At 69.1% G+C, this 17,616-nt stretch carries 10 protein-coding genes; 5 read left to right on the forward strand and 5 right to left on the reverse strand.

Going from position 1 to position 17,616, the window contains the following annotated elements; translation table 11 throughout:
• Positions 1-123 precede the first annotated feature (123 nt).
• From D893_RS05385 to D893_RS05405, 5 genes are all read left to right on the forward strand, one after another.
• Positions 124-1,923 (forward strand): iron ABC transporter permease, encoded by a 1,800-nt coding sequence (locus D893_RS05385; RefSeq protein ID WP_024328261.1) that lies wholly within the window; start codon positions 124-126, stop codon positions 1,921-1,923.
• Complete coding sequence (locus tag D893_RS05390) at positions 1,923-3,008, forward strand: ABC transporter ATP-binding protein (protein ID WP_110619301.1); 1,086 nt, start codon at positions 1,923-1,925, stop codon at positions 3,006-3,008. The genes D893_RS05385 and D893_RS05390 overlap by 1 nt, the downstream gene beginning before the upstream one ends.
• A gap of 146 nt (positions 3,009-3,154) precedes the next feature.
• Positions 3,155-4,888: an autotransporter assembly complex family protein gene (locus D893_RS05395; protein ID WP_110619302.1), complete on the forward strand. Its 1,734-nt coding sequence runs from the start codon at positions 3,155-3,157 to the stop codon at positions 4,886-4,888.
• Positions 4,885-9,072, forward strand: a complete 4,188-nt coding sequence (locus D893_RS05400; protein WP_110619303.1) for a translocation/assembly module TamB domain-containing protein — start codon at positions 4,885-4,887, stop codon at positions 9,070-9,072. Before D893_RS05395 ends, D893_RS05400 begins: the two co-directional genes overlap by 4 nt.
• Positions 9,073-9,168: 96 nt before the next feature.
• Complete coding sequence (locus D893_RS05405) at positions 9,169-11,382, forward strand: EAL domain-containing protein (RefSeq protein ID WP_110619304.1); 2,214 nt, start codon at positions 9,169-9,171, stop codon at positions 11,380-11,382.
• Here D893_RS05405 and D893_RS05410 read toward each other — a convergent pair.
• From D893_RS05410 to D893_RS05430, 5 genes are all read right to left on the reverse strand, one after another.
• Positions 11,339-13,780, reverse strand: a complete 2,442-nt coding sequence (locus D893_RS05410; RefSeq protein ID WP_110619305.1) for a transporter substrate-binding domain-containing protein — start codon at positions 13,778-13,780, stop codon at positions 11,339-11,341. The two genes, D893_RS05405 and D893_RS05410, sit on opposite strands and share 44 nt — an antisense overlap.
• A gap of 130 nt (positions 13,781-13,910) precedes the next feature.
• Positions 13,911-14,558 carry an OmpA family protein gene (locus D893_RS05415; protein ID WP_110619306.1) on the reverse strand — a complete coding sequence of 216 codons (648 nt, stop codon included), beginning with the start codon at positions 14,556-14,558 and terminating at the stop codon, positions 13,911-13,913.
• A gap of 285 nt (positions 14,559-14,843) precedes the next feature.
• Positions 14,844-16,511, reverse strand: a complete 1,668-nt coding sequence (groL, locus tag D893_RS05420) for a chaperonin GroEL (RefSeq protein WP_110619307.1) — start codon at positions 16,509-16,511, stop codon at positions 14,844-14,846.
• Positions 16,512-16,562: 51 nt separating this feature from the next.
• Positions 16,563-16,853 (reverse strand): co-chaperone GroES, encoded by a 291-nt coding sequence (gene groES, locus D893_RS05425; protein WP_018947484.1) that lies wholly within the window; start codon positions 16,851-16,853, stop codon positions 16,563-16,565.
• Between the two features lie 142 nt (positions 16,854-16,995).
• Positions 16,996-17,496: an FxsA family protein gene (locus D893_RS05430; protein WP_110619308.1), complete on the reverse strand. Its 501-nt coding sequence runs from the start codon at positions 17,494-17,496 to the stop codon at positions 16,996-16,998.
• Between the last annotated feature and the right edge of the window lie 120 nt (positions 17,497-17,616).

Here is a 17,616-nt window from a genome sequence, read left to right on the forward strand (position 1 = left end):
CCGGCCACCCCGTGGTCGGGGCGCTTGCGTGTGGACCCCCGGAGCACAGCAGTGGCCGTACTCCCCGCAGACTACGGGGGCACCCATGGAATTCGAAACAAGAACCTTTACTATTTGCACTCCATGACCCAAGCCACCACCAGCACCGGGGCCCGCATGCCCGCCTTTCGCCGCCCGCGGCTGCCGCTCAGCCCGTGGTCGCTGGTGGCGGTGGTCACCGCGCTGGTCCTCGCCCTGCCGGTGCTGGTGATTTTCGGACACGTGTTCATCCCCGCCGGGGAAGTCTGGGAACACCTGCGCCAGACGGTGCTGGCCGACTACGTCACCAACTCCCTGGTACTCCTGGTCGGGGTGGGGATCGGCGTACTGCTGATCGGCGTGCCGGTGGCCTGGCTGATCAGCATGTGCGAGTTCCCGGGCCGCTCGGTCTTCCAGTGGGCCCTGATGCTGCCGCTGGCCATGCCGGCCTACATCATCGCCTACACCTACACCGGCATGCTCGACTTTTCCGGGCCGGTGCAGGGGCTGATCCGCGAGCTCACGGGGCTGGGCTACGGTGAGTACTGGTTCCCCGAGATCCGCTCGCTGGGCGGCGCCATGGTCATGCTGCTGCTGGTGCTCTACCCCTACGTCTACCTGCTCAGCCGGGCGGCCTTCCTGGAACAGTCGGTCTGCGTGCTGGAGGTCTCGCGCACTCTGGGCGCCGGCCCCTGGGAGGGCTTTCGGCGGGTCGCCCTGCCCCTGGCCCGTCCGGCGATCATCGCCGGGCTGACCCTGGCACTGATGGAGGTACTGGCCGACTACGGCACCGTGGCCTATTTCGGCGTCAGCACGTTCACCACGGGCATCTTCCGCACCTGGTACGGGCTCGGCGACCCGGCCGCAGCCGCCCAGCTGGCGGCCGTGCTGCTGAGCTTCGTGTTCGTGCTGATCCTGCTGGAGCGCTGGTCGCGCGCAAAGGCCCGCTTCCACCACACCAGTCGCCGCTATTCCACGCTGCCGCGCTACCGCCTGCGCGGCTGGAAGGCCTCCGGCGCCTTCCTCGCCTGCCTGCTGCCGGTTCTGTTCGGCTTCCTGATCCCCACGGTGCAGCTGGCCATCTGGGCGTTCCAGACCACCGACCAGTGGATGAATCCGCGTTTCGCCGGACTGGTGTTCAACACCTTCTGGCTGGCCATCGCCGCCGCGATCATCGCGGTCGCGCTGGCCCTCGTGCTCGCCTACGCCCAGCGCATGGAGGGGGGGCGGATCACCCACGTGGCGGTCCGCATCGCCGGCATGGGCTACGCGGTACCGGGCACCGTGATCGCGATCGGCATCATGATCCCGTTCGCGGCCTTCGACAACGCGCTGGACAGTTTCATGCGCGACACCTTCGGCGTCAGCACCGGGCTGCTGCTGTCCGGCACGGTGTTCGCGCTGCTGTTCGCCTACGCCGTGCGCTTCCTCGCGGTGTCGCTGCAGACCGTCGAGGCCGGCCTGGGCAAGATCCAGCCGAGCATGGACGACGCCGCGCGTTCGCTCGGGCTGCACCCGGTCAAGACCCTGTGGCGGGTCCATATGCCGATCATGCGCGGCACGCTGCTGACCGCCCTGCTGCTGGTGTTCGTCGACGTCCTCAAGGAACTGCCGGCGACGCTGATCCTGCGTCCGTTCGACTTCAACACCCTGGCGGTGCGGGCCTTCGAGCTGGCCGGGGACGAGCGCCTGCGGGAGTCCTCCAGCGCGGCGCTCGCCATCGTGCTGGTCGGGCTGGTTCCGGTTATCCTCCTGTCGACGACCATCGGGCGCTCGCGCCCCGGCCAGGGCGCGCCGGCAGACGAACCTGCCGAGGACCCCGGCCGCCGGCCACGTTCGCGAGCACTGGCAGCGCCCGCCGGCGCCACCATGAATCCGTCCGCCGACGAAGCACAGGACCGCTGATGCAGGTACCCCATACACCGCTTCTGGATCTCGACCACATCGACATCGGCTACGACGGACAGCCCGTCGTCCACGACGCGTCACTGCAGCTTCCCGAAGGCCAGATCGGCTGCCTCCTCGGGCCCTCGGGCTGCGGCAAGACGACCCTGCTGCGCGCGATCGCCGGCTTCGAGCCGGTGATGCGCGGTGAGGTCCGCATGAACGGTCGAACGATGAGCGACCCCGGTTTCACCGTGCCTCCGGAAAAGCGCGGCGTGGGCATGGTGTTCCAGGATTTCGCCCTGTTCCCGCATCTGACGGTAGGCGACAACCTGCGCTTCGGCATCCGCCACTGGAGCCGCGCGAAGCAGGACGAACGGGTGCGACAGCTCCTGCGGCTGGTCGGCCTGATCGGCTATGAACCAGGCTATCCACACGCGCTGTCGGGGGGGCAGCAACAGCGCGTCGCCCTGGCCCGTGCCCTGGCACCACGCCCGGGCCTGCTGCTTCTGGACGAACCCTTTTCCAGCATGGACGTCGAGCTGCGCGGCGAACTGGCGCGCGAGGTGCGCGAGATCCTGCGCGCGGAGAACACCACGGCGATCCTGGTAACCCACGATCAGAACGAAGCGTTCGCCTTCGCCGACCGCATCGCCGTCATCCACGAGGGGCGCATCGCCCAGCTGGACAGCGCCTACAACCTCTATCACCGGCCGGCCAACCGCTTCGTCGCGGATTTCATCGGCGAAGGCACCCTGATCCCCGGCATGGTGGAACCCGGCAATCAGGTCGACACTGCCCTGGGCCACCTGCAGGGCCCGCTGTCGGAGGCACTGCCCCCGGGGACCGCGGTGGACGTGCTGGTACGTCCGGACGACATCGCCATCGACAACGAGCACGGGGAGGTCCGCACCGAGGTGCTGGACAAGGCCTTCCGCGGCGCGGATTTCCTCTACACCCTGCGCCTGCCCGATGGCCTCAGCGTACAGTGCATGGCACCGTCGCACGACAACTTCGTGATCGGGGAGCATGTCCGCCTGCGCCTGGATTTCTCCCATCTGGTGGTATTCTCGCGGGAAAGCGGCGTCGACTGCCCGAGCGGCTGACCCTCGCAGGAAACGAGCGAGCGCGGAACCCGCAGCCCGTGTCGGGACTCGGAAGAGAGATCCTCAGGCCTGTCGACACCCATTCGGCCCTTGCCCCGTGATCGCGTGACCCGCCATCGATGACTTCCATCCCCGTTCCCGCCCGGTTGTGCCGTCCCTGCCTCGCGGCCCTGCTCGCGCTGCAGCTCCTGCTGGCCGCACCGGCGGCGGGGGACGAACGCCCTCGCCTGGCGCTGGATGGTGGCACCGCCGAACAGCGCGACAACATCGAGGCGACCCTCAACATCGCGCGCCAGCGCTGCGAGCTGCCCGAATTCCGCGAAAGCCGGGTGCTGCGCGACAGCGAACAGCGCGCCCGGGAGGCCCTGCGCGCCATCGGTTACTACCATCCGGAGCTGGAACTGTCGCTGGACCGAGATGCCGGCCCCTGCTGGACCCTGAACCTGGACTTCGACCCCGGCCCGCCGACCACGGTGGAGTGGCTGGACCTGCAGGTGACCGGCGAGGGGCGCATGGACCCGGCGTTCGAAGCCATCCTGATGCAGACACAGATCGCCACCGGCGACGTGCTGCGCCATGACCGCTACGAGGCCCTGCGTTCGCGCCTCACCCGGGTGGCCGCCGAACGCGGTTATTTCGATGCCGAGCTCACCATGCGCCGCCTGGAGGTGGACACCGAAGAGCGTACCGCTTCCATCCGCCTGCACATGGATACCGGCCCGCGCTACCAGCTGGGCGAGATCCGCATCGAGCAGGACATCCTGCGCGGGCGTTTCATGCAGCGTCTGCTGCCGTTCGAACCCGGGGAGCCCTATGCCTCGGCGCGGATCATCGAACTGCAGCGCAATCTCAACAACAGCGGCTATTTCGAATCGGTGCGCGTGCGCCCGCTGCGTGACGAGGCCGAGGAGCGCCGCGTACCGGTGATGGTCGAACTGGAACCGCGCAACCGCCTGGCCTTCGAGGCCGGCATCGGCTATTCCACCGACATCGGCCCGCGCACCCGCTTCGGCATGGAAAACCGCTATGCCAACCGCCGCGGTCACCGCTATACCGGCGAGGTGGAGGCCTCGCCCGTGCGTTCCGGCGTGGCCTTCAACTACGAGATCCCGCTGCGCGATCCGCTGCGCGAACGCCTGAACCTGTTCACCTCCTGGCGCACCGAGGACACCGGCACCCAGCAGTTCGACCGCTTCCAGCTGGGCACCAGCCGCGTACTGCAGCGCGACTCCGGCTGGCAGACCACCGAGATGGTGCGCTACGAGTACGAGGACTACACCGTCGGCGACCAGACCGACACCTCCCGACTGCTGATCCCCTCCTACCGCGTCAGCCGGACCGAGGCCGACGACCCGATGACCCCGCGCCGGGGCTACCGTCTGGAGGGCACGGTCCAGGGGGCCGCGGAGGAACTCGTCTCCACCACCAGCTTCGCCCAGGTGCGCGGCAACGCCCGCTACATCCGCGGTCTGGGACCGGGACGCGCGCTGCTGCGCGCCGATGCCGGCTATACCGAGGTCGATTCGGTACGCGAGCTGCCCAGTTCCCTGCGTTTCTACGCCGGCGGCGACGGCTCCATCCGCGGCTACGGCTACCAGCGGCTGGGGCCGAAGAACGAGGACGGCGACGTGATCGGCGGGCGGCACCGGCTGGTAGGCAGCGCCGAATACGAGATCCCGGTGTTCGGGGACTGGAGCGCCGCGGTCTTCGTGGACGCCGGCAACGCCTTCGACGATTTCTCCGACTTCGACACGGTCTACGGCGCGGGTGTTGGCGTACGCTGGCGCTCGCCGGTCGGTCCGATCCGTCTGGATATCGCCCACGGACCGGACTCCGACGATGACTTCCGCATCCACTTCTCCATGGGGCCAGATCTGTGAAGCGCTGGCTGCGCATCGGGGTCCGCGGCCTGGGGGTGCTGCTGGTCCTGCTTGCGGGGCTGGTGGCCGCCGTGGTCACCCTGCTGGCCACCGAATCCGGCACCCGCTGGCTGGCCGAACAGGGCGAACGCCATGCCCCGGTGGATCTCGCCATCACGGAGGTGGAAGGCACGCTGTTCCGCGGCCTGTCCGTGCGCGGACTGACCCTGGATCTGCCCGAGGGCCCGAACATCACGGTGGACGAGGCCCGCGCGGCCCTGGACATCGCCGGGCTGCTGGCCCTGGATGTGCGAATGGCCGAGCTGGGCGCGCGCGGCCTGCGCGTGGATCTGCCGGAGGCACCGGACGAGGTGCCCGAGCCCGAGGAGATGGAAGATCCGCCGGCCTTCGAGCTGCCCGAGCGCATCGCCATCCCGCTGCTGGGCCTCCATGTCGACCGCCTGTGGCTGACCGATCTGCGCGTGACCCGGACCGGCGAGGATCTGTTCGCCCTCACGCACCTGGAGGCCCGCGCCAGCGCCCGCGATACGCAACTGCACCTGCATCATCTGGACGTGGCCCTGCCGGATCCGGACCTGCGGCTGCACCTGCACGCCCGACTGCAGGCCGACGGCGAATTCCCGCTGGAGGCCGGCGGACGCTGGCGGCTGGGGCTGCCCGAGGCGGCCGGCGAATGGCTGGAACGCGAGGACGTCGCCGGGGTGCTGGAGCTGGAAGGTGATCTACTGCGCAGCCTGCGCCTGAACCACCGGGTGGAGGCCGGCCCGTCAATGGAGACCCGCGCCACCCTGCACGACCCGTTCGACGCCCCCGCGCTGGAGCTGGAACACGCCTGGGAGGCGTTCGCGCTGGCGCTGCAACCCGACACCCGGCTGACGCTGCACGCCGGACGACTGCAGGCGGATGCCACCCCGGACGACTGGGATCTGGCACTGGCCACCGGTGCACGGCTGGACCCGTGGCCCGCGCTGGACCTGCAGCTGGTGGCCCACGGCGACCTGGAGTCCGCACGCGTGGAGACCCTGGATCTGCGCTCCGCGGCGGGGAACCTCGCCATCAGCGGCGAGGCGGGCTTCGCCGATGACCTCACCTGGGACCTCGGACTGGATCTGGACGATCTCGACCTCGCGGCGCTGGAGTCGGCACTGGACGACATGCCGGAGCTGGATGCCGGAATCCGGCGCCTGAGCGCGACCAGCCGGGGACGCCTGCCACTGGCGGCTGAGAATCCGCTGGCCGCGCTGGAGGCCGCCGTCACCCTCACCGAACTGGAGGGCCATTTCGAAGACCAGCCGCTGACCGGAGAACTCGACCTGCAGCTGGCCGAAGGCCGGGCCCGCTTCGAACAGGGCCAGTTCCGCCTGGGCGATGCCCGCCTGAGCCTGCAGGGGCACCTGGACGGGCTGCAGGCGGCGGCCGATGATCCCGAGACCCGCTGGCCGTTCGCCCTGGACCTCGACCTCGAGGGAGTGGATGCGGCGCAGTTCCGGCCCGATGCCGATGCCCGGCTGGACCGCCTGCGGCTTGCCCTGACCGGCGCCCTGGCACCGGCCGAGGCCGATTTCGATGCCGGCCTGGCGCTGACCGCGCTGGAGGCGAGCGCACAGGGGGTCGGGGTGCGCGGCGACGGCCGCGTGGAGCTGGATGCCCAGCGCGCCCGCATCCGTGAGCTCAACCTGCGCAGCGACCCCGGAGCGCACCTGGGCCTGAGCGGCGAGGTGGGCTACGGCGCCGGCCTGGACTGGGACCTCGACCTGCGCGCGCGCGAGCTCGATCCCGGCCTGGCCGCCCCCGATTTCCCCGGGCGCGTCGCACTGGACCTGCACACCGCGGGCCGGCTGGACCCGGAAGACGGACCGACGGTGGAGGCCCGCATCCGCCGGCTCGACGGCCATCTGCGCGAGCAGCCGGTGTCCGGGAGCGGCGAACTGCGCCTGGAAGACGAGATCCTCGACATCCGCGAGCTCGTACTCGGGCTGGGGGACAACCGGGCCCGGATCGCGGGGCGCGTGGCCGACACCCTGGACCTGGACCTCGCGCTGCAGGCACCCGGGCTGGACGCCCTGATGCCGGGACTGGGTGGCGAACTCGAGCTGGATGCCCGCCTGCATGGCGAACGCGAGGCCCCGCGGATCACCGCCCGCGGCCGCGGCGCGCAACTGCGTTACGAGGACTTCGCCCTGGAACGGCTGGAACTGGAGGCGAACACCGGGCTCGCGGAGACCGCCCCGGCCGAGATCGACCTGAACCTGCACGGGGTCACCGGCGCGGAGCAGACCCTGATCGAACGCCTGCGGCTGAGCGCCGATGGCACCGCCGGCGAGCATCGGGCGCGGCTGGATCTGGAGGCCGCCGAATTCGGCCAGCTGGAGCTGGCCGTGGATGGCGGTCTGGACACCGAAGCGCTGCACTGGAGGGGTCGCATCCAGCAGCTCGCGCTCGACCAGCCGCTCGCCGGCCGCTGGTCACTGGCGAGGCCGGTGGCGGTGGAAGGCGGTCCCGAGTCGGCGCGCCTGGAACGGCTGTGCCTGCAACGCGACGGCGGCGAGATCTGCGCCGAAGGCCGCCTGGATCCCTCCGGGGAGGCGAGCTTCGCCGCCCGCCTGGGAGCCATCGACCTGGCCTGGCTGCAACCGCTGCTGCCGCCGGAGCTGGCTCTGCAGGGCACCGTGGATGCGCAGGCCGACGGGCGTCTGGATGCCGACGGCCGGCTGGATGCGGATCTCGCGGTCACCCCGAGCGATGGCGTTTTGCAGGTACGCGACGGAGACGACCTTCTGCAGGAGATCCCGTGGCGGGACACCCGGCTGACGGCCCGGGTGCGCGACCGGGACGTGGATGCCGAGCTTCGCCTGGACTTCCTCGACAACGGCATGGCCCGGGCCGATATCGCCCTGCGCGAGGAAGACGGGGTGACGGGCATTCAGGGCGACCTGGAGGCGCGGCTGGAGGATCTTGCCTGGCTCGCGGCCACCAGCCCGGAGATCGAGAACCTGCGTGGCGCGTTCGAGCTGGCGCTGGAGCTGGACGGTCCGCTGGAGGACCCGCTGGTGGAGGGCGGCCTGCGCTTCCACGACGGCGGGGTCGCGATCCCCGAGGCGGGCATCGACGTGGCGATCCCGGAGCTGCGCGCCGATGTCCTGTCCGCGCGCGAGATGACCATCAGCGGGGCACTGGAGTCCGGCGAGGGCCGGATCGACCTCGACGGCCGCGCCGATCTCGGCGAGGACGGCCCGCAGGTCCTGCTGCGGGTCGACGGGAAAGACTTCCTGGCGGTCAACCGCGCCGATGCGGAGGCCCTGATCGATCCGGCCCTGCGCATCCGCTTCCGCCCGGACGAGGGCCTGGCGATCCGTGGCGGTATCAGCGTGCCGTGGGCGCGCCTGCGCCCGCCCGACCTGCCGCCGGGCGCGGTGCGGGTATCGGGCGACCAGGTCATCGTCGGTGAGGAAGAGGAGCGTACGGCGGCGTTTCCCATCGATATCCGCGTGCGCCTGCATCTGGGCGATGACGTACGCTTCGACGGCTTCGGCCTGACGGCCCGCTTTGCCGGCGAAGTGGATGTGGAACAGGTCACCGGACGCCCGACGCAGATGTTCGGCGAGATCCGCATCCCCGAAGGCGAATACACCTCCTACGGCCAGGACCTGCAGATCGACCGCGGCATCCTGCTGTTCCAGGGGCCGCCGGAGGCGCCCGATCTCGACCTGCGCGCAGTACGCCGGGTGCCCGAATACAACGTGACCGTGGGCCTGGAGATCGGTGGCACCCCGGAGGCCCTGCGCAGCCGGATCTTTTCCGAGCCGCCGATGGACGAGACCGAGGCCCTGTCCTACCTGCTGACCGGCCGACCGCTGTCCGGGGCGTCGGAATCCGACGGCAACATGCTGGCCGCGGCCGCCGCCGGCTGGGGACTGGAACAGGGGGCGATGATCACCCAGCGCATCGGCTCGGAACTGGGCCTGGACGAGGTGGAGCTGGACACCGATGCCGGCCTCGACCAGAGCGCGCTGACCCTGGGGCTGTACCTGTCGCCACGACTGCTGCTGCGCTACACGGTCGGGCTGTTCGACAACACCTCGCGGGTGCTGCTGCGCTACGAACTCACCCGCTCGCTGAGCGTGGAGACTTCCTCGGGCAGCGCGGGCCAGACGATCGACCTGATCTACCGCCACGAGCGCTGACCTCGCTCCGGCCCGGATCTGCGGGTCACGCACCTGTTACCCCGGGATATCCCGTGCGATACTTGCGGGAGTTGCCCCGACACACCGGAGGGCCCCTTGCCGGATTCCACCGAACCGCCGCTTTTCCGCGAAGAGGATCCGCCCGCCGCCGCCACCGAAGAACGCGCCTGGCGGGTGCTGATCATCGACGACGAGCCCGAGGTACACCGCGCGACCCGGTTCGCCCTGGGCGACGTCCGTTTTCAGGGACGCCCGCTCGAGTTCCTCAGCGCCTACTCCGCCGCCGAAGGGCGGCGCGTGCTCCAGCAGCAGGACGACATCGCGCTGGTGTTCCTCGACGTGGTGATGGAAGACGACCACGCCGGGCTGGAACTGGTGCGCAGCATCCGCGAGGAGATCGGCAACCGCGACGTGCGCATCGTGCTGCGCACCGGCTACCCGGGGCTGGCACCCGAATACCAGGTCATCGCGGACTACGACATCAACGACTACCGGGTCAAGACCGAGCTCAGCGCGGAGCGGCTGTACGCGACCACGCTGGCGGCCCTGCGCGCCTACCGTGACCTGATGATGGTGCACCGCAGCGAGGAAGGCCTGCGCTTCATCGTCGATACCGTGCCGCTGCTGCTGCGCGACCGTGAACGGCGCCGCTTTGCCGAAAACATGCTGCAGCAGCTGGCCCGCGCGCTGGATGTCGCGCCGCATGGCGCGGTGGTCGAAGGCACCGACCCCCCGCGGCTGCTGGCGGTCGCCGGCATCGACGCCGCCCCGGGCGAGGCCCTGGACAGCCAGGGGTCGGGCATGCCCGTGTCGGCGATCCGCCGCTGCCTGGAACGCGGCATGGGCGATGACGGCAACGGCGATCTGTTCGTGCACATCGGCTCGGGTGAACACGAAGCCACGGCGGTCATCTGGCTGCATGTGGGGCGGCCACTGGAATCGGTCGAGCGCCAGCTGCTGCAGGTCTTCGGCATGAATCTCGGGGTGGCGCTGGACAACCTGTCGCTGTACGAGCGCACCCGTCAGCTGGCCTACTTCGACACCCTGACCGGGCTGGGCAACCGCGCACTGTTCGCCCAGCAGCTGGATGCCATGATCCAGCGCAGCACCACACCGGCGGAACCGCCGAACCTGCAGATCGCGATGGTGAACATCGTGCGCTTTCGCGAGTTCAACTCGGTGCTGGGTCGCGCCGCAGGGGATCGCCTGCTGGTGGCCCTGGGGCAGCGGCTGGTCGAGCATTTCCCCGAGGCCCGGGCAGCTGCGCGCATCAGCGGCGACACCTTCGCGCTCCTGCTGCCGGCCGACACCCCGCCGGAACGCCTGTTCCAGGCCACTGCCGACCCTTTCGATATCGTGGACACACCGCTGCGCCTGGAGATCAGTGCCGGGTTCACGCGCTACCCGGAGGACGGCACCGACGCCGAGACCCTGCTGCGCAACGCCGACGTGGCCCTGGGCCTGGCACGGCGCGACCACCCGGGCGAAATCGCGGCCTATTCGCGTGCCATCGACGAGGGGCTGGCGCGTCGCCTGAACCTGCTCCAGGACCTGCGGGGCGCGGTGGAACGCGACGAGCTCATGCCGTGGTTCCAGCCCCAGATCGACCTGGCCACCGGCGAGACCGTGGGTGCGGAGGTCCTGCTGCGCTGGCGTCGCCAGGGCGAACTGGTGTCACCTGCGGAGTTCATCCCGATCGCCGAATCCTCCGGCCTGATCCGGCCGATCGGGGAACGGGTGCTGGAACTCGCGCTGCAATACCAGCGTGCGCTGGCCCGTCGCTACGACCGCCCTTGCCGGCTGAGCGTCAACCTGTCCGCGATGCAGCTGGCGGACGAGGGATTCCCCGCCCGCCTGCGCCAGTTGCTGCGCCGCCACGAGCCGCTGGAGGCCCCGCTGGAAATGGAGATCACCGAAACCGTGCTGATGGAAGACGTGGACTCCAGCATGGCCAGCCTGGACGCCCTGCGCGAGCTGGGCCTCGAGCTGGCGATCGACGACTTCGGCACCGGCTACTCGTCCCTGGCCTATCTGCGGCGTGTGCACCCCGACCGCCTGAAGATCGACCGCGCCTTCATCACCCCGCTGGACACCAGCGAGGACGCGCGCAGCATCACCCGTGCGATCATCGAGCTGGGGCATCATCTGGGCATGCGGGTGATCGCCGAAGGGGTGGAGACCCCGGCGCAGCGCGACCTGCTGCTGAGCATGGGTTGCGACGAGGGGCAGGGCTTTCTGTGGGCCCCTGCCCTGCCGGCCGACGAATTCAGTTCGTGGCAGGCCCGCCCCGCCGGGGGAGACGCAGGATGAAGCGGGCGCCCTGACCCGGCTCGCTCTCCACACGTACGCTGCCGCCCAGGCGCCCGGTCACCTGGTTCCAGACGATGTGCAGCCCGAGCCCGCTGCCCCCCTGAGAGCGACGGGTCGTGAAGAAGGGCTCGAACACCCGGGCACACGTCGCGGCATCCATGCCCCGCCCCTCGTCGGCGCACTCGATTTCCACCCGGTCGTCGTCCAGCACCCGGCCACGCAGCCACACCCGGCACCCCTCGGGACAGGCATGCTCCTCGACGTTGATCAGCAGGTTGGTCAGGATCTGCGACAGGGAGCCCGGCCACGAATCAAGGATCACGCCTTCCGGAATCGCGTTCTCCACCTCGACCCCGGACCGTGACAGGCGCGGCGACAGCCCGTGCAGCACCTCGTCGACAAAACCGCGCAGCTCGAATTCGCGCCGTTCGTCGCGCTGGCGGTCCACCGCCACCTGCTTGAAATCGCGCACCAGACCGGCGGCGCGTTCGAGGTTCCAGGCCACGATGTCGTGGCCTTCACGCGCGCGTTCCAGCAGCCGCTCCAGATCGGAACGGGTCATCTCGCCCGTCGAGTAGCGCCGCTGCAACGTGTCCAGATCCGACTTGAGCTGCGAATCCGTGGTCATCGCCACGCCCAGCGGGGTGTTGATCTCGTGTGCCACGCCGGCCACCAGGGAACCCAGTGCCGCCATCTTCTCCGACTCGACCAGCTGCGCCTGGGCGGCCTCCAGATCGGCATAGGCCCGGCGCAGGCGGCGATTGAAATACAGCACGATGGCGAGGATCACCAGGGCGACCCCGGCGACCAGGGCGGCCAGCCGCAGGGCCCGCCCCCAGTCGATGTCCTCCTCGATGGTGATCGTGGTCCAGCGCTGCTGGATCGCCGCCGCCTCGGCCGGGGTCACGCTGTCCAGGCCCCGGTCGAGGATCTCGCGCAGGCGGTCCTCGCCGGGCTGCACCGCGAGGCGCAGGCGCTCGTCCGCGCCATCGACGGTGGAAGCGACCTCCAGCAATCCAGCGTAGCGCGCCCTGACCGGCCCCGCCACCACCAGCAGGTTGTCCAGCGCGACCTCGGCATCGCCATCGGCCACCGCCCGCAGCACCGCATCGGTGGAGGGGCGCTCGACAATCTCCGCGTCCGGCTGCTCACGCCGCAGATCGGCCAGCATCCCCGAATCGGCCAGCACCGCGACCCTCCGACCGGCCAGATCGGACAGCGACCCGACGGACGGGCCGTCCACCGTGGCCACCAGCGCCAGCGGGATCTCCAGATAAGGCCGGGTGAAGTCCATGAACTCATCACGTTCCGGGGTCCGCTGCACGCTGGTCAGCAGATCGACCTCGCCGTCCCGGAACAGGCGCACGGCCTCGCTCCAGGAGTCCACCGGTACATGCTCGAAGACCAGCCCGGTGCGTTCCGCCACGTGCCGGAGGAAGTCCGCGCTGATCCCCCGATGCTGGCCCTCGGGGCCGAGGTCGTCGAACGGCGGCCAGTCCGGGGTGGCGGCGTAGCGGATTGCGCCGTGCTCGCCCAGCCAGGCGCGCTCCTCGTCGGTCAGCTCGACCAGCCGTCCGGTGCCCCAGGCCGTCACCGCGTCCGCCATCCACGGACGCCGCAGCTCGGCGTGGGTGGTCTTGTCCATCGCCTCCAGTTCCCGGTCGAGGGTATCCCGCAGCGCCGCATCCTCCGGCCCGGTCACGAAACGCAGGGAGCCGGTGGCAAAGGGCAGTGGCCCGCGCACCTGCAGGTTGGCGAGGCCATGGCGTTCTGCGACCCAGGCCATCACCAGCAGGCTGCCGGCCCATGCCTCCGCCTCGCCAGTCGCCACGGCCTGCAGCGCGTCCTCTGCATCGGCGAAGCGCTGCAGGTCGATCTGCGGATAGGCGTCGGGGATCAGCTGATCCAGGGCGTGACCGCGCTCGACCGCGAGGCTGCGGCCCGCGAGGTCCTCCAGACGACGCAGGTCTTCGGAGTCCCGCCGAGTGACCAGAACCACGGGATTGTCGACATAGCTTTCGGTGTAGTTCAGCGCGTCGCCGCGACCCTCGACCCGCGCGAAGGAACCCGCGACGTCCGCGTCTCCGACCTCCACCGCCTCCAGAACCGCGTCCCAGTCCCGGAACACGACTGTCTCCAGCTCACGACCCTGGCGCTCGGCGATCAGGCGCAGGTAATCCGCGGTCAGCCCGGACCACTCGCCCCGATGGTCGAGATACTCGAACGGGGGCCAGCCCGTCTCCGCCACGGCCACCCGCCACGGCTCGTCCGCAGCGTGCGCGGGGACAACCGACAGCAGCAACCCGACCAGCAGCCAGGCGAGCGCGAAGAAGGCCGCGACCGACCGGAAGCAGGTGGTACGGCGCGAATTCGGACCCCGGCGGAATGCGCTTGGCATGACCCTCCCTGTCGCGGCAGTGGACAACACGCGCTCGGCGGTCATCCCGATTTCCCGGGAGCGTACACAAAAAAACCCCCGACCGCGAAAGCGGCCGGGGGTCCGGCACTCCGGTCCGGAACGGGGTCGATCAGTCGACCCGGCGCTCCACGTCGGAGGTCACTTCCACGCGACGGTTGGCCTCGCGGCCTTCGCGGGTGTCGTTGTCCGCGGCGGGACGGTCTTCGCCATGCCCCATGGACTCGATGTCGCTCTCGCGGATGCCCTCGGAAGCGAGGAAGTCCGCCACGCTCTGCGCGCGACGCTCGGACAGGCCCTGGTTGTAGTCCGCCGGACCGATCGTGCAGGTGTGGCCCTCGACCAGCACGGAGGTATAGGAGGCACCCTCGGCGGTCAGGTCGGCCACGAGGTCACGCAGCTCGGCACGGCCTTCGGAACGCAGCTCGGCGCTGTCGAATTCGAACAGCACTTCGGCGCTCAGGGTCGTGGTTTCGAATTCCGGCTCGGGGCTCGGGGCCGGAGCGGGTTCCGGATCCGGCTCGGGCGCTTCGGCGGTTTCTTCGATGTAGCCGGCGCACTGCGAATGGCGCACGTACTCGGGCGCCCAGCTCGAGGTCCGCACGCACTCGCCGGAACCGTCGATGACCACGGCACCGGAGGAGTCGGTGACATTGGCGGCGGGGTTGGAGTGGCTGCCCGCCACGGCCTGGCCGGCCGCGCCGAACATGAGCGAGGCCACCGAGGCGGCCAGCAGGTTCTTGACAAGCTTCTGGTTCATTCTTTGCCTCCTTGGAGAAACGATGACGACGGATTGCGGGAATTCAGGAAGCGACGCCTGCACACCGATCCCGGCCCTATCCGGACGGAAGGACGGCTCACGGCCCGGACCCTCCACATCGCCTTGATAGTGGCACACCATTCACGGTTTTGCACGCAATCAAACGTGGATTCTGTCTCGATGTCACAACGCTGTGCCATACATGAGACATTTTGACGTCGATTCCATCAAAAAGACCCCGCCGAAGCGGGGTCCCGGGGGCTGGCCGGTGAGGCCGGGCCGGCATTACATCATGCCGCCCATGCCTCCCATGCCGCCCATGCCGCCCATGGCGCCCATGTCGTCACCGCCGCCACCGCCGGCGTTGTCGTCGCTCTTCGGCAGATCGGCCACCATCGCCTCGGTGGTGATGATCAGGGCCGCGACCGATGCCGCGTTCTGCAGCGCCGAACGGGTCACCTTGGTCGGATCCAGGATGCCCATCTCGATCATGTCGCCGAAGTCGCCGGTTGCGGCGTTGTAGCCGTAGTTGCCCTCGCCTTCCAGCACCTGGTTGAGGACCACGGACGGCTCGTCACCGGTGTTGTAGACGATCTGGCGCAGCGGCTCTTCCATCGCGCGGCGGGCGATGTTGATGCCGGCGTTCTGCTCCTCGTTGTCGGTCTTGAGGTCGCGGATGGCGTTGCAGGCCCGCAGCAGCGCGGTACCACCGCCGGGCACCACGCCTTCCTCGACCGCCGCACGCGTGGCGTGCAGGGCGTCCTCGACGCGCGCCTTCTTCTCCTTCATCTCGACCTCGGTGGCCGCGCCGACCTTGATCACCGCAACACCGCCGGCCAGCTTGGCCACGCGTTCCTGCAGCTTTTCCTTGTCGTAGTCGGAGGTGGCTTCCTCGATCTGCTTGCGGATCTGGCTGACACGACCCTGGATGTCGTCGTTGTTGCCCATGCCGTCGATGATGGTGGTGTTTTCCTTGGACACCTGCACCTTCTTGGCACGGCCCAGATCTTCCACCGTGGCCTTCTCCAGCGACAGGCCGACCTCTTCGGAGATCACCTGGCCGCCAGTCAGCACGGCGATGTCCTGCAGCATGGCTTTGCGGCGGTCACCGAAGCCCGGGGCCTTCACCGCGGCGACCTTGACGATGCCGCGCATGGAGTTGACCACCAGCGTGGCCAGCGCCTCGCCTTCGATGTCCTCGGCGATGATCAGCAGCGGCTTGCTGTTCTGGGCCACGCCCTCCAGCACCGGCAGCAGTTCACGGATGTTGGACACCTTCTTGTCCACCAGCAGGATGTAGGCATCCTCCAGCTCGGCGCTCATGCTCTGCTGGTTGTTGACGAAGTACGGCGAGAGGTAGCCGCGATCGAACTGCATGCCTTCGACCACGTCCAGCTCGTTCTCCAGCGAGGAGCCTTCCTCGACCGTGATCACGCCTTCCTTGCCAACCTTGTCCATCGCGTCGGCGATGATCTCGCCCACGGCGGTATCCGAGTTGGCGGAGATGGAGCCCACCTGGGCCACGGCCTTGTGCTCGGTGCACGGCTTGGACAGGTTCTTCAGCTCTTCGGTGGCGGAGGTCACGGCCTTCTCGATGCCGCGCTTGAGGTCCATCGGGTTCATGCCGGCGGTCACGGCCTTCATGCCTTCGTGCACGATGGACTGGGCCAGCACGGTCGCGGTGGTGGTGCCGTCACCGGCGCTGTCGGAGGTCTGCGAGGAGACTTCCTTGACCAGCTGGGCGCCCATGTTCTCGAACTTGTCTTCCAGCTCGATTTCCTTGGCCACGGACACGCCGTCCTTGGTCACGGTCGGGGCGCCAAAGGCCTTGTCGAGCACCACGTTGCGGCCCTTGGGACCGAGGGTGACCTTCACGGCGTTGGCGAGGGTGTTCACACCCTTGGCCATGCGGGTACGGGCATCGTTGCCAAAGCGGACTTCTTTTGCACTCATGTCGGATTCTGCTCCTGAAATTGAATAAAACTACGTGACGCGAATGCGGGCTCAGCCCTCGATGACGGCCATGATGTCGTCTTCGCGCATCACCAGGACTTCTTCGCCGTCGACCTTGACCTCGGTGCCGGAGTACTTGCCGAACAGCACCTTGTCGCCGGCCTTGATGTCCAGCGCGCGCTTCTCGCCGTTGTCCAGGATCTTGCCGTTGCCCACGGCCACGACTTCACCGCGGATCGGCTTTTCGGCCGCCGAATCCGGGATCACGATGCCGCCGGGCGTGGTGCGTTCTTCTTCCATGCGCTTCACAATCACGCGATCGTGCAAAGGCCGCAGATTCATGGTGGAAACTCCTTTCTGTCTGTTCATAACAGGGGTCTGAGGGAACCGGATGGATGCCCTGTTAGCAGCCACCCGCAACGAGTGCTAATCATAGGGGCGAACGAACACGAGTCAAGAGCACGGAAACGCGTCCGGAAAGGGGTCAGCGACGCCGATCGTCGTCGCCGGAATCGTGATCGAGCACGTCGCGGCCGCCGGCCTCGTCATCGTGCCGGCGGAACTCGCCCTCGATCGGGCCGCCGGCGTCATGGCCGGATCCCTGGAACGGGCCGGTCCGGGCGCGCACCAGACCGCGGCGCAGGATGCCCGCGGCAATCAACCGGCGCAGTGGTGGCACCAGCAGTACGGCCCCGGCCGCATCGGAGAAGAATCCCGGGACCAGCAGGAGCACCGCGGCCGCCATCAGCAGCCAGCCCTCCAGCAGACCGCGCGCGGGGACCTCGCCGCGCGCCAGGCTCTGCTGCAGCCGCCGCCAGTGGTAGAAGCCCTGCACCCGGAACAGCACGATCCCGCCGGCCGCGGTCGCCACGACCAGCGCCACCGTGGCGAGCGCACCGACGGCATCCCCGACCCAGGCGAACCCGAAGATCTCGAGCAGGATGAAACCGAGAAAGACCAGAAGCGGTAACAGGGGATTGCGCATCGCGAGGAGGATTCGACAAAGAGGCGATCATTGGAGCACGTCACGGGTACGGGTGTCGATTCGGCCGGGTTCCCTTGCCGTGACCCCGGAATTTCGCGACCCTCCCCTGCGTCTCAATGA

It is taken from the genome of Thioalkalivibrio sp. ALE21, from assembly GCF_003208255.1.
GTDB classification, from domain to species: Bacteria; Pseudomonadota; Gammaproteobacteria; order Ectothiorhodospirales; family Ectothiorhodospiraceae; genus Thioalkalivibrio; species Thioalkalivibrio halophilus.